Genomic DNA, 13,786 nt, shown 5'->3' on the forward strand with positions numbered 1-13,786 from the left:
AAAACGTCGGAATCGGGATAATAGCAGCCAGAAGATACACTTTGCCGCGCGTGGATGGACACTAATTGTGTGTATGCGCCTTGCTAACGGCTGCCGGCGCATTAAGCTGAGCGCCGTTTTTGCCTTTCGGAGTGCTCCATGTCCCGTCGTTTGCCGTTGATTCTGCTGCTTATTGCCCTGCCGTTATGGCTGGCCGCCAGTTATGGCGCCCGATACGGGTTTATGGAGGATGGCCGCTGGGTGGGAGTCTGCGTCGATGAGGCCAGCCGCTGGGAATGCCAGCTGCGTTCGAACCTGGGGCTGATGATTCACTTCAAGGTGTTGGGCTGGGCGGCGTTGGTTACATCGGTGCTGGGTTTTTTTGTGCCGGGCCGTGCCGGATGGGGCCTGGCCGTATTGGCGATGGTGTTCGGTTTGCCAGCGTTGGCGTTGTACAACACCACGTTTGCGGTGTTTGCGGTGGTGATTGCGGGGTTGCGGTTGGTCAGGAAGCCGCGGGTGACTGATTAACCCGCATAGGGCGCCTTTGTGGCGAGGGACCTTGCTCCCTCGCCACAGGTATGGTTTTAAGCCTTGCGTACCCGCAGGCAACGCCACAACGCCACAACCATCAACCCACTCACCAGCGCCCAACCCCACGCCTGCTGATTCAGCAACCCTTCGCGATACAGCTGCGGCGCGATGCCGGCACCGATGATAAAGGCCAGCAACGCAATCTCCCGACGCGGCCCAGTCACCGGGCGAATCAGGTAAACCAGGGCCGGCAGCACCAGCGCTGCACTTGGGAAGCTGCGATAACGCGGGTCAAATACCAGCGCCAGCATCATTACCGCACCGGCGAACCCGGCGATTGCCACCAGCCAGCCTGCGCGTTGCTCCAGCCAATTAAAGGCCCGCTCACGCCAACCGTCGCGCGCGCTCAGGGCCAGGGCGGCGTGGGCCAGCACCAGCAGGTTCAACACCACCAGCAAGCCTGCCCACACCCATTCATCGTTGAAGCGCGCGGTGACGCGGGTCAGCTCAGCCCAGGTGCCGATGGAGCAGGCCGCCACGGCACCGAGCAATGGCAACATCAGTGCTGCTCGAGAAGTGCGAACGCGCCCGCCAAGTACCAAGGCGCCCAGCAGGATAATCCCGCCCACGCCCAGCCAGAGCGGCCAGTACGGCACATTGGTCACCGGCCCGGCGAGGATGCCCTTGTCCTGGCGATCAGCATCAAACAGCCCCCAGTAACCGCCGACCGCGCCTTCGCTGGCGCGTTTCCACGGCTGGTCAAAGGCTTCGATCAGGTTGTAGCGCCAACCGTTGGCTTCGGCCATGGCCACAAAACCACGCATGAACTTGGCTTCGTTAACCCGGCTCGGCACGGCGGTTTCGCGCTGGCGACCTTCGCTGGGCCAGCCGGTCTCGCCGATCAACACGTCTTTGGGCGCGAACTTGTTGCCGAAGGTCTGGCGTACGTCACCCACATGCTTGAGCGCCTGGTCGATGCCGGACGGGTCATCTTCCCAGTACGGCAGCAGGTGAATGGTCAGGAAGTCCACTGCCGGGGCGATTTGCGGGTGTTGCAGCCAGAATTCCCACACGTCGGCATAAGTGACCGGCTGCTTGATCTGGCTTTTGACTTTATGGATCAGCGTCACCAATTGCTTGGCGGTGACTTCCTTGCGCAGCAGCACTTCGTTGCCGACGATGACCGAGGTGACCACGTCGGGGTTGGCGTTGGCCGCAGCGATCAACTCGTCGATTTCTTTTTCGGTGGCAATCGGGTCACTGCTGACCCAGGCGCCGGCCATTACCTTCAACCCATGCTTGCGCGCCATGCCCGGCAGGGCCTCCAAGCCGGTCATGGAGTAGGTGCGAATGCATTCGAAGCGGGTGGACAGCAAGGCGAGGTCGGCGTCCATGCGCTCGGGGCGCAGCTTGAAAGGCTGGTCGAACGGTGATTGGTCCTTGTCGAATGGGGTGTAGGACGCGCATTGCATTTTGTGGCTGGCGCTGGCCACGTCCGGCAACACCACGGGCCGGCCGAGGCCGTACCAATAGCCGACGAGGGCAAGCGCGCCGAGGATCAAGGCGAAAACATAGGGCAGGGCAGGGAGGCGGGCAGTCGCGGGCATAGTCGGCTTATCTGGGGGAGCAAAGGCGCGCATCTTACCCGGATTTAGCCCGTCCCAGTGGGGCTGCATAATTTAGACATGCAAAGTTCGGGCGGGATTTTGTTGCTATGTCCTACAAAACCTCCTGCTGGCGATGTGATGTCGTTTCTTGCTTACCTGAGGTCGCAGTCAGAGCAGGTCCAAGGCCCCGGCAGGTTGATGATCGAAGTGTCAGCACTCCACTGATGTCACAGCCGCCGGATCGATGCGCGTGAAGGGGGCGCGGTGCACCACATAACAACAGGTTGACGTCGCTCGGCATCCGTCGGGCGCAGCACTTTCGGGGAAGTATGATGAAAATGCGACGACTCTTGGGCGCAGCTGCCACGCTGGTAGTTGCGATGAGCTCCACACTGGCCAACGCAGACAGCAAGACCCTGAGCATCGGCTATGTAGACGGTTGGTCCGACAGCGTTGCCACCACCCACGTGGCAGCAGAAGTGATCAAGGAAAAGCTCGGTTATGACGTGAAGCTGCAAGCCGTCGCTACCGGGATCATGTGGCAGGGCGTCGCCACTGGCAAGCTCGACGCCATGCTCTCCGCCTGGCTGCCCGTGACCCACGGTGAGTACTGGGCCAAGAACAAGGACAAGGTGGTCGACTACGGCCCCAACTTCAAGGATGCAAGAATTGGCTTGATCGTGCCGGAGTACGTCAAGGCCAAGTCGATTGAAGACCTCAAGACCGACACCTCCTTCAAGAACAAGATCGTTGGCATCGACGCCGGTTCAGGCGTAATGCTTAAAACCGACGAAGCGATCAAGGCCTATGGTCTGGATTACAAGCTGCAAGCCAGCTCGGGCGCGGCGATGATTGCCGAACTGGCCCGTGCCGAGGACAAGCAGGAATCCATTGCGGTGACCGGTTGGGTGCCACACTGGATGTTCGCCAAGTGGAAACTGCGTTTCCTGGACGATCCAAAAGGGATTTATGGTGCTGCTGAAACCGTCAACAGCATCGGCAGTAAGGGCCTGGAGAAGAAAGCGCCGGAAGTCGTCGCTTTCCTGAAAAAATTCCAATGGGCCTCCAAGGACGAAATCGGCGAAGTCATGCTCGCGATTCAGGAGGGCGCCAAGCCTGATGCGGCGGCCAAGGACTGGGTTGCCAAGCACCCTGAACGTGTGGCCGAGTGGATCGGTAAATAACCCCGAAGCCTCTAGTTAGCACCTTTCAAGCCCATCTGGCGTTTTCGCCCGGTGGGCTTTGTCGTTTCTGAGGCAAAGGCTGTCACTTTAATCAGCTTAAAGTTGGCGAGAACCCTCATGTCGTTCTAATACTAAGGTCGTCTGGAACCTGTTCTGCAGCCGCATACAGTGGATACGTTCCAATAATAAAAAAGCTGTGCTGCGAGGATAAAAACAATGAACGACAGCATTTACCTCTCGATTCAAAACAGCCCGCGTTTCAAGGAGCTGGTGAGAAAAAGGGAAAGGTTCGCCTGGACTCTCTCGGCGATCATGCTCGGGCTTTACTCCGCTTTCATTCTTCTGATTGCTTATGGGCCGCAAATCTTGGGGGGCAAGATCAGCCCCGGTTCGTCCATCACCTGGGGAATTCCGATCGGGGTCGGGCTGATTGTTTCGGCCTTTGTCCTGACTGCAATTTACGTACGACGCGCCAACGGCGAATTTGACGACCTGAACAATGCGATTCTCAAGGAGGCTGCGCAATGATCCGTCGTCTATTGGCTGTACTCGGCGCTTCGGTCTTTGCACCTGCTGTTTGGGCGGCAGACGCATTGACCGGCGAAGTGCATAAACAACCGCTGAATATCCCGGCGATCCTGATGTTCGTTGCCTTTGTCGGCGCGACCTTGTGCATCACCTACTGGGCATCCAAGCGCAACAAATCGGCGGCCGACTACTATGCGGCCGGCGGCAAGATCACCGGTTTCCAGAACGGCCTGGCGATTGCCGGCGACTACATGTCGGCGGCGTCCTTCCTGGGGATTTCCGCGCTGGTGTTCAGCTCTGGCTACGACGGCTTGATCTACTCGATCGGCTTCCTGGTGGGCTGGCCGATCATTCTGTTCCTGATCGCCGAGCGTCTGCGTAACCTGGGTAAGTACACCTTTGCCGACGTGGCGTCTTACCGCCTCGGGCAAGCCCAGATCCGCAGCCTGTCGGCCTGTGGCTCGCTGGTGGTGGTGGCGTTCTACCTGATCGCGCAGATGGTCGGCGCGGGCAAGTTGATCCAGTTGCTGTTTGGCCTCGATTACCATGTGGCGGTGATCCTGGTGGGCATTCTGATGTGCATGTACGTGCTGTTCGGCGGCATGCTGGCGACGACCTGGGTGCAGATCATCAAGGCGGTCCTGCTGCTGTCCGGTGCCTCGTTCATGGCGCTGATGGTGATGAAGCACGTCAACTTTGACTTCAATATGCTGTTTTCCGAGGCGATCAAGGTTCACCCTAAAGGTGAAGCGATCATGAGCCCGGGCGGCCTGGTGAAAGATCCGATCTCAGCATTCTCCTTAGGGCTGGCGCTGATGTTCGGCACCGCAGGCCTGCCGCACATCCTGATGCGCTTCTTCACCGTAAGCGACGCCAAGGAAGCGCGTAAGAGCGTGCTGTACGCCACCGGCTTCATCGGCTACTTCTACATCCTGACCTTTATCATCGGCTTCGGCGCGATCCTGCTGGTCAGCACCAACCCGGCATTCAAGGATGCGGCAGGTGCCTTGCTCGGCGGCAACAACATGGCGGCGGTGCATTTGGCCAACGCGGTGGGCGGTAGTATATTCCTGGGCTTCATTTCGGCCGTGGCGTTCGCCACCATCCTCGCGGTGGTTGCCGGCTTGACCCTGGCCGGTGCTTCGGCGGTGTCCCATGACCTGTATGCCAGTGTGATCAAGAAAGGCAAAGCCAACGAGAAGGATGAGATTCGCGTATCGAAGATCACCACCATCGCCCTGGCGGTGCTGGCCATCGGCCTGGGTATCCTGTTCGAAAGCCAGAACATTGCGTTCATGGTCGGCTTGGCGTTCTCGATTGCCGCCAGCTGTAACTTCCCGGTGCTGCTGCTTTCCATGTACTGGAAAAACCTTACCACCCGTGGCGCGATGATTGGCGGCTGGCTGGGCTTGGTCAGCGCCGTTGGCCTGATGATCCTTGGCCCGACCATCTGGGTGTCGATCCTGCATCACGAAAAAGCCATCTTCCCGTACGAATACCCGGCGCTGTTCTCGATGATCATTGCATTCATCGGTATCTGGTTCTTCTCCATCACCGACAAGTCGGCGGCGGCAGTCAAGGAGCGTGCGTTGTTCTTCCCGCAGTTTGTGCGTTCGCAAACTGGCCTGGGAGCGAGTGGGGCGGTTAACCACTAAGGGCTATGACGGTTACAAAAAAATGCCCCGATCGTGAGATCGGGGCTTTTTTTTGCTTTTATTGGGGGGGATACGACAAAACTGTTTCTTGGATCCTGCATCAATAAAGGTGGTTTTTCAGTGGTGATAGCGTGCAAGTGATCGGTATTCGCGGTGGCGTTGAGGCTGCCAGGGGCTGCTTCGCAGTCCAGTACGGGGCAAGCCCGCTTGCCACAACGCGCCCGCTGGCCAGACTAAGGGAGGGGTCGCAGGTTTCCGTTTCACGCAAACAAATAAGGCCTCCAGAGGAGGCCTTATTGGGTGCAACTAAGCGGTTGATGGCTTACTTGCGATCTTCCAGCTTGGTGATGTCGCGCGACTCGTAGCCGGTGTACAACTGGCGCGGACGGCCAATCTTGTAAGGGCTGGAGAGCATTTCTTTCCAGTGGGAGATCCAGCCTACGGTACGGGCCAGAGCGAAGATCACGGTGAACATGCTGGTTGGAATGCCGATCGCCTTGAGGATGATCCCCGAGTAGAAGTCGACGTTCGGGTACAGCGAGCGTTCGATGAAGTACGGGTCCGTCAGAGCGATCTCTTCCAGGCGCATGGCCAGTTCGAGTTGCGGATCGTTCTTGATGCCCAGTTCCTTCAACACTTCGTCGCAGGTCTTCTTCATCACGGTGGCGCGTGGGTCGCGGTTCTTGTAAACGCGGTGACCGAAGCCCATCAGCTTGAACGGATCGTTCTTGTCCTTGGCCTTGGCGATGAACGTGTCGATGTTGGAGACATCGCCGATTTCATCGAGCATGGTCAAAACGGCTTCGTTCGCACCGCCGTGGGCAGGGCCCCACAGTGCGGCGATACCGGCGGCGATACAGGCGAACGGGTTGGCACCCGAAGAGCCGGCCAGGCGCACGGTAGAGGTGGAGGCGTTCTGCTCGTGGTCGGCGTGGAGGATGAAGATCTTGTCCATTGCCGCGGCCAGCACCGGGCTGATCGGTTTGATCTCGCACGGGGTGTTGAACATCATGTGCAGGAAGTTTTCCGCGTACGTCAGGTCGTTGCGCGGGTACATCATGGGTTGGCCCATGGAGTACTTGTAAACCATTGCGGCCAGGGTCGGCATCTTGGCAACCAGGCGGATCGCGGAAATTTCGCGATGCTGCGGGTTATTGATGTCCAGGGAGTCGTGATAGAAGGCCGACAGGGCGCCGACCACGCCGCACATGACGGCCATCGGGTGGGCGTCGCGACGGAAGCCGTTGAAGAAGGTCTTCAACTGCTCGTGAACCATGGTGTGGTTCTTTACAGTGCTGACGAACTGGGCTTTTTGCGCAGCCGTTGGCAATTCGCCATTCAGCAGCAGGTAGCAGGTTTCCAGGTAGTCCGATTGCTCAGCCAACTGCTCGATCGGGTAGCCCCGGTGCAGCAGGATGCCATTGTCGCCGTCGATATAGGTGATCTTCGACTCGCAAGAGGCGGTCGACATGAAGCCTGGGTCGAAAGTGAAACGGCCCGTGGCCGTCAGGCCCCGTACGTCGATAACATCAGGACCAACGGTGCCGGTTAAAATGGGCAGCTCGACGGGGGCTGCGCCCTCGATGATCAACTGCGCTTTTTTGTCAGCCATGTGGCCTCCTATTTATGCTTCAAATCATCAGACAGACCCCCCACGCAGGGCCCGCACCACTATAGTGAGATAAATTCAGATGTCAATTTGCCTAAAGTCTTGCTCCAGAAGGCTTTAACCATACTTTTTCGTCGAAATTGAACGCCGTTTACGCCTTTTATCCTGCCAGCGCAATCCGCTATTAGGGTGAGGTGTGCGCGTTGTCATTAGTAGCCTAACTGTCTATACTCGGCCACCGACCGCCAAGGGCTTTTGGGCTTGCTTTCATTGGGGGTCGCACTCCCTGGGTGGTGCTTACCTGACCAGTGCACTCCCCAACAACTTTGCCCTGATTGTTAGGGGCTCTTCAGTGTGAAAAAAAGCCGTGAATAGCCAACGACCTGTAAACCTAGACCTAAGGACCATCAAACTCCCCATCACCGGCGTTACGTCGTTCCTGCACCGTGTTTCCGGCATCATCCTGTTCCTGGGCTTGGGCGTCATGCTTTATGCATTGAGCAAATCCCTGGGTTCCGAGGAAGGTTACGCCGAGGTGAAGGCATGCTTGACCAGCCCGCTGGCCAAGTTCGTAGCATGGGGCCTCCTGTCCGCTCTGCTTTATCATTTGGTAGCCGGCGTGCGCCACTTGATCATGGATATGGGCATCGGCGAGACGCTGGAAGGCGGCCGCCTGGGCTCGAAAATCATCATCGCCATTTCCGTGGTGCTGATCGTTCTGGCAGGAGTTTGGATATGGTAACCAGCGTTACGAACCTTTCGCGTTCGGGCCTCTATGACTGGATGGCGCAGCGTGTGTCTGCGGTTGTTCTCGCGGCTTATTTCATTTTCCTGATCGGATACCTCGTCGCAAACCCGGGCATTGGCTATGAGCAATGGCACGGGCTGTTTTCCCACAATGCGATGCGAATCTTCAGTCTGCTGGCACTTGTAGCCCTGGGCGCACACGCCTGGGTCGGCATGTGGACCATCGCGACCGACTACCTCACGCCGATGGCGCTGGGCAAGTCCGCGACTGCAGTCCGTTTCCTCTTCCAGGCAGTATGCGGCGTCGCGATGTTCGCTTACTTCGTCTGGGGTGTGCAGATTCTTTGGGGTATCTGAGTCATGGCTAACATTCCAACTATTTCCTTCGACGCCATCATTATTGGTGGCGGCGGTGCAGGCATGCGCGCAGCGCTGCAGCTGGCCCAGGGCGGTCACAAGACTGCCGTGATCACCAAGGTGTTCCCGACGCGCTCCCACACCGTATCGGCCCAGGGTGGCATCACCTGCGCCATCGCATCCGCCGACCCGAACGATGACTGGCGCTGGCACATGTACGATACCGTCAAGGGTTCCGACTACATCGGTGACCAGGACGCTATCGAATACATGTGTCAAGAAGGCCCGGCCGCTGTGTTCGAGCTGGACCACATGGGTCTGCCGTTCTCGCGTACCGAGCAAGGTCGTATCTACCAGCGTCCATTCGGCGGTCAGTCGAAGGATTACGGTAAAGGCGGCCAGGCTGCGCGTACGTGTGCTGCGTCCGACCGTACCGGTCACGCGCTGCTGCACACCCTCTATCAGGGCAACCTGAAAGCCGGCACCACGTTCCTGAACGAATACTACGCAGTGGATCTGGTAAAGAACGCTGACGGCGCGTTCGTCGGCGTGATCGCCATCTGCATCGAAACCGGTGAAACCACCTACATCCGCGCCAAGGCTACTGTGCTGGCGACCGGCGGTGCAGGTCGTATCTACGCGTCCACCACCAATGCCCTGATCAATACCGGTGACGGCGTCGGCATGGCACTGCGTGCAGGCGTTCCGGTACAAGACATCGAAATGTGGCAGTTCCACCCGACCGGTATTGCCGGCGCCGGTGTACTGGTTACCGAAGGTTGCCGTGGTGAAGGTGGTTACCTGATCAACAAGCACGGCGAGCGTTTCATGGAGCGTTATGCTCCGAACGCGAAAGACCTGGCTGGCCGTGACGTTGTGGCCCGTTCGATGGTTAAAGAAATCATCGCCGGCAACGGCTGTGGCCCGAATGGCGACCACGTACTGCTGAAGCTCGATCACTTGGGCGAAGAAGTGCTGCACAGCCGCCTGCCAGGTATCTGTGAGCTGTCCAAAACCTTTGCTCACGTTGACCCGGTGGTTGCTCCGGTTCCGGTTGTTCCGACATGCCACTATATGATGGGCGGCGTGCCGACCAACATTCATGGTCAGGCGATCACTCAAAACGCCGAAGGCGTGGACGAGATCATTCATGGTCTGTTTGCGGTAGGCGAAGTGGCCTGCGTATCGGTTCACGGTGCCAACCGTCTGGGCGGCAACTCGTTGCTCGACCTGGTGGTATTCGGCCGTGCGGCCGGCCTGCACCTCGAGAAGGCACTGACCGACGGCATCGAATACGATGACGCCACCGACGCCAACATCGAAGCTGCACTGGCGCGTCTGAACGCTCTGAACGAGCGTACCGATGGCGAAGACGTGGCGACCCTGCGTCGCGAGCTGCAAAACTGCATGCAGAACTACTTCGGTGTGTTCCGTACCGGCGAATACATGCAGAAGGGTATCGCCCAGCTGGCCGATCTGCGCAAGCGTATTGCCAACGTCAAGATCAACGATAAGAGCCAAGCGTTCAACACCGCTCGTATCGAAGCCCTTGAGCTGCAAAACCTGTTGGAAGTGGCTGAAGCGACTGCGATCGCCGCCGAGGTTCGTAAAGAATCCCGTGGTGCTCACGCTCGTGAAGACTTTGAAGATCGCGACGACGAAAACTGGTTGTGCCACACCCTGTACTTCCCGGGTGACAAGCGCGTAACCAAGCGTGCCGTGAACTTCTCGCCGAAGACAGTTCCGACCTTTGAACCGAAGATTCGGACTTACTAAGGGTGGCTGCTATGTTGAAAGTCAGTGTTTACCGCTACAACCCTGATCAGGACGCTGCGCCGTTCATGCAGGAATTCCAGGTCGATACCGGTGGTAAAGACCTGATGGTGCTGGATGTATTGGCACTGATCAAAGAGCAGGACGAAGGTTTCTCCTATCGTCGCTCTTGCCGTGAAGGTGTGTGCGGTTCCGACGGCATGAACATCAACGGCAAAAACGGCCTGGCGTGCATCACGCCGCTGTCCGCCGTGGTTAAAGGCAATAAGCTGATCGTTCGTCCTCTGCCAGGTTTGCCGGTTATCCGTGACCTGGTCGTCGATATGAGCATCTTCTACAAGCAATACGAGAAAGTTAAGCCGTTCCTGCAGAACGACACGCCGGCTCCGGCCATCGAGCGTCTGCAGTCCCCTGAAGAGCGTGAAAAGCTCGACGGTCTGTACGAGTGCATCCTGTGCGCTTGCTGCTCGACCTCGTGCCCGTCCTTCTGGTGGAACCCGGACAAGTTCCTGGGTCCAGCCGCTCTGCTGCAAGCGTACCGCTTCCTGGCAGACAGCCGTGACACCAAGACGTCCGAGCGTCTGGCTTCGCTGGATGACCCGTTCAGCGTATTCCGCTGCCGCGGGATCATGAACTGCGTCAACGTATGTCCTAAAGGCCTGAACCCGACTAAGGCCATTGGTCACATCCGTAACATGCTGCTGCAAAGCGGCGTGTAACTGACGCGGTAACAAAGCAGGATCGTTGTGCCCGTAAATGCTACGGCGCAGGCTTCAACCGGCGCCGTAGTTTTAACTTGAGCAGCGACTTACAAAGCCGCGGCTCTTATTTTGAAGAAATGAGACAAGCAGGGGCATTCGGGTTGGTACCCGAACTATCAGCGTGATCCTAAGTGGCTTGTTTTGGTCGCTGCACTTGGCCTTTTGCAAGCAAACTCGGTGTTTTCGCCGGTGGTGTCCCCAAATCGAGGGTGACCAAGCATGCAAGAAAGCGTGATGCAGCGCATGTGGAACAGCGGCTATCTTTCAGGTGGTAACGCTGCCTATGTGGAAGAGCTTTATGAGCTCTACCTGCACGACCCTAACGCTGTGCCAGAAGAATGGCGCACCAAATTTCAGACGTTGTCTTCAGACGGCAACGCTGCCACCGATGTATCGCACGCAACAATTCGCGATCAGTTTGTGCTGCTGGCAAAGAACCAGCGCCGCGCTCAGCCGGTTTCCGCCGGGAGCGTGAGCAGTGAGCACGAGAAGAAGCAAGTTGAAGTATTGCGACTGATCCAGGCCTACCGGATGCGTGGCCACCAGGCGGCCCAGCTTGACCCGCTGGGGCTCTGGCAGCGTCCTGCACCTGCAGACCTGTCGATCAATCATTACGGCTTGACCAATGCCGATCTTGATACGACCTTCCGTGCCGGCGACCTGTTCATCGGCAAAGAGGAAGCGAGCCTACGCGAAATTCACGAAGCGTTGCAGCAGACATATTGCCGCACCATTGGCGCTGAATTTACGCATATCACCGATTCCGAGCAGCGCCACTGGTTCCAGCATCGTCTGGAAGGTGTGCGTGGCCGTCCGGTATTGTCCGACGATGTGCGCAGCCACCTGCTGGAGCGCGTGACTGCAGCCGAAGGTCTCGAGAAATACCTGGGTACCAAATACCCGGGCACCAAGCGTTTCGGCCTGGAAGGCGGCGAAAGCCTGATTCCAATGCTCGACGAGCTGATCCAGCGTTCCGGTTCATACGGCACCAAGGAAATCGTGATCGGCATGGCTCACCGTGGTCGCCTGAACGTGTTGGTCAACACCTTTGGCAAGAACCCGCGCGAGCTGTTCGACGAGTTCGAAGGCAAGAAGAAGGTTGAGCTGGGTTCCGGTGACGTTAAATACCACCAAGGCTTCTCGTCCAACGTGATGACCACCGGCGGTGAAGTTCACCTGGCCATGGCCTTCAACCCATCCCACCTGGAAATCGTTTCTCCAGTGGTCGAGGGTTCGGTGCGTGCTCGCCAGGATCGTCGTAACGACACTACCGGTGAAAAGGTCCTGCCGATTTCCATCCACGGTGACGCGGCATTCGCCGGTCAAGGCGTGGTCCTGGAAACGTTCCAGATGTCGCAGACTCGCGGCTTCAAGACCGGCGGTACGATTCACATCGTCATCAACAACCAAGTGGGCTTCACCATTAGCAACCCGTTGGACGCGCGCTCTACCGAGTACGCCACCGACGTTGCCAAGATGATCCAGGCGCCGATCCTCCATGTGAATGGTGATGATCCGGAAGCCGTCCTGTTCGTGACCCAGCTCGCCATTGACTACCGCATGCAGTTCAAGCGCGACGTGGTGATCGACCTGGTTTGCTACCGCCGTCGCGGTCACAACGAAGCGGATGAGCCTAGCGGCACGCAACCGTTGATGTACCAGCAAATCACCAAGCAGCGCACTACGCGTGAGCTGTACGCCGAAAGCCTGACGAAGGCCGGTGTGGTTGACGATGCACGTGTTCAGGCGAAGATCGATGAATATCGCAACGCGCTGGACAACGGTCTGCACGTAGTAAAAAGCCTGGTTAAAGAGCCGAACAAAGAACTGTTCGTGGACTGGCGTCCGTACCTGGGCCACGCCTGGACTGCGCGTCACGACACCTCGTTCGATCTGAAAACCCTGCAGGAACTGTCGGCCAAACTGCTGGAAATTCCAGACGGTTTTGTGGTGCAGCGCCAGGTTGCGAAGATCTACGAGGACCGTCAGAAGATGCAAGCCGGCGGCCTGCCGATCAACTGGGGTTACGCCGAAACCATGGCGTACGCGACCCTGGCGTTCGAAGGTCACCCGATCCGCATGACCGGCCAGGACATCGGCCGTGGTACGTTCTCGCACCGTCACGCTGTGTTGCACAACCAGAAAGACGCGGGCACCTACATCCCGTTGCAGAACCTATATGAAGGCCAGCCACGTTTCGACCTGTACGATTCGTTCCTGTCCGAGGAAGCCGTACTGGCGTTCGAATACGGTTACTCGACTACCACGCCTCAGGCGCTGGTGATCTGGGAAGCCCAGTTCGGCGACTTCGCCAACGGCGCCCAAGTGGTGATCGACCAGTTCATCACCAGCGGCGAGCACAAGTGGGGCCGTCTGTGCGGTCTGACCATGCTGCTGCCACACGGTTATGAAGGTCAGGGGCCGGAGCACTCTTCGGCTCGTCTGGAGCGTTACCTGCAGCTGTGCGCCGAGCACAACATCCAGGTGTGCGTGCCGACTACCCCGGCTCAGATCTACCACTTGCTGCGTCGTCAGGTCATCCGCCCGCTGCGTAAGCCGCTGGTCGTGCTGACTCCGAAATCGCTGTTGCGTCACAAATTGGCCATCTCGACCCTGGAAGATCTGGCCGACGGTTCGTTCCAGACCGTTATTTCAGAAATCGACACCCTCGATGCGGCCAAGGTCACTCGCCTGATCCTGTGCAGCGGCAAGGTTTACTACGATTTGCTGGAAAAACGCCGTGCCGAAGGCCGCGAAGACATCGCCATCGTGCGGATCGAGCAGCTTTACCCGTTCCCGGAAGACGACCTGATGGAGGCCATCGCGCCTTACACCAACCTCACCAAAGCGGTGTGGTGTCAGGAAGAACCGATGAACCAGGGCGCGTGGTACAGCAGCCAGCATCATTTGCGTCGCAGCGTCGGTAACCACAAGACAGGCCTCGGCCTTGAGTACGCCGGTCGTGATGCTTCTGCTGCACCTGCGTGTGGTTATGCGTCGATGCACGCCGAGCAGCAGGAAAAACTGCTGCAAGATGCTTTCACTGTTTAAC

The 13,786-nt window shown here is 58.3% G+C and carries 11 protein-coding genes; 9 read left to right on the plus strand and 2 right to left on the minus strand.

Annotation, left to right across the window (positions count from 1 at the left end; all coding sequences use genetic code 11):
* Positions 1–138: 138 nt before the first annotated feature.
* A complete protein-coding gene (locus E0F99_RS12475) occupies positions 139–510 on the plus strand; it encodes a hypothetical protein (protein ID WP_083359373.1) in 372 nt (123 codons plus the stop codon).
* Positions 511–566: 56 nt separating this feature from the next.
* Here E0F99_RS12475 and E0F99_RS12480 read toward each other — a convergent pair whose 3' ends face one another.
* A complete protein-coding gene (locus E0F99_RS12480; protein ID WP_083359372.1) occupies positions 567–2,120 on the minus strand; it encodes a glycoside hydrolase family 17 protein in 1,554 nt (517 codons plus the stop codon).
* Positions 2,121–2,452: 332 nt separating this feature from the next.
* On the opposite strand from E0F99_RS12480, the gene E0F99_RS12485 reads away from it, so the two are divergent.
* From E0F99_RS12485 to E0F99_RS12495, 3 genes are all read left to right on the plus strand, one after another.
* Positions 2,453–3,304, plus strand: a complete 852-nt coding sequence (locus tag E0F99_RS12485; RefSeq protein WP_083359371.1) for a glycine betaine ABC transporter substrate-binding protein — start codon at positions 2,453–2,455, stop codon at positions 3,302–3,304.
* A 216-nt stretch (positions 3,305–3,520) separates the two neighbouring features.
* Positions 3,521–3,832, plus strand: coding sequence for a DUF485 domain-containing protein (locus tag E0F99_RS12490; protein ID WP_083359370.1), 312 nt, complete (start codon positions 3,521–3,523; stop codon positions 3,830–3,832).
* Positions 3,829–5,487, plus strand: coding sequence for a cation acetate symporter (locus E0F99_RS12495; protein ID WP_083359369.1), 1,659 nt, complete (start codon positions 3,829–3,831; stop codon positions 5,485–5,487). Before E0F99_RS12490 ends, E0F99_RS12495 begins: the two co-directional genes overlap by 4 nt.
* Positions 5,488–5,809: 322 nt before the next feature.
* On the opposite strand, the gene gltA is transcribed toward E0F99_RS12495, so the two are convergent.
* Positions 5,810–7,099, minus strand: a complete 1,290-nt coding sequence (gene gltA / locus E0F99_RS12500; protein ID WP_083359368.1) for a citrate synthase — start codon at positions 7,097–7,099, stop codon at positions 5,810–5,812.
* A 364-nt stretch (positions 7,100–7,463) separates the two neighbouring features.
* On the opposite strand from gltA, the gene sdhC reads away from it, so the two are divergent.
* From sdhC to E0F99_RS12525, 5 genes are all read left to right on the plus strand, one after another.
* Positions 7,464–7,838: a succinate dehydrogenase, cytochrome b556 subunit gene (gene sdhC / locus E0F99_RS12505; protein WP_083359367.1), complete on the plus strand. Its 375-nt coding sequence runs from the start codon at positions 7,464–7,466 to the stop codon at positions 7,836–7,838.
* Complete coding sequence (sdhD, locus tag E0F99_RS12510; protein WP_003172805.1) at positions 7,832–8,200, plus strand: succinate dehydrogenase, hydrophobic membrane anchor protein; 369 nt, start codon at positions 7,832–7,834, stop codon at positions 8,198–8,200. Before sdhC ends, sdhD begins: the two co-directional genes overlap by 7 nt.
* A 3-nt stretch (positions 8,201–8,203) precedes the next feature.
* Positions 8,204–9,976, plus strand: a complete 1,773-nt coding sequence (gene sdhA, locus E0F99_RS12515) for a succinate dehydrogenase flavoprotein subunit (RefSeq protein WP_053255229.1) — start codon at positions 8,204–8,206, stop codon at positions 9,974–9,976.
* A gap of 11 nt (positions 9,977–9,987) precedes the next feature.
* On the plus strand, positions 9,988–10,692 hold the full coding sequence (locus E0F99_RS12520; protein WP_003172807.1) for a succinate dehydrogenase iron-sulfur subunit: 705 nt from the start codon (positions 9,988–9,990) through the stop codon (positions 10,690–10,692).
* A gap of 261 nt (positions 10,693–10,953) precedes the next feature.
* Positions 10,954–13,785 carry a 2-oxoglutarate dehydrogenase E1 component gene (locus E0F99_RS12525; protein ID WP_083359366.1) on the plus strand — a complete coding sequence of 944 codons (2,832 nt, stop codon included), beginning with the start codon at positions 10,954–10,956 and terminating at the stop codon, positions 13,783–13,785.
* Position 13,786 lies beyond the last annotated feature (1 nt).

It is taken from the genome of Pseudomonas antarctica, assembly GCF_900624995.1.
GTDB lineage: Bacteria > Pseudomonadota > Gammaproteobacteria > Pseudomonadales > Pseudomonadaceae > Aquipseudomonas > Aquipseudomonas antarctica.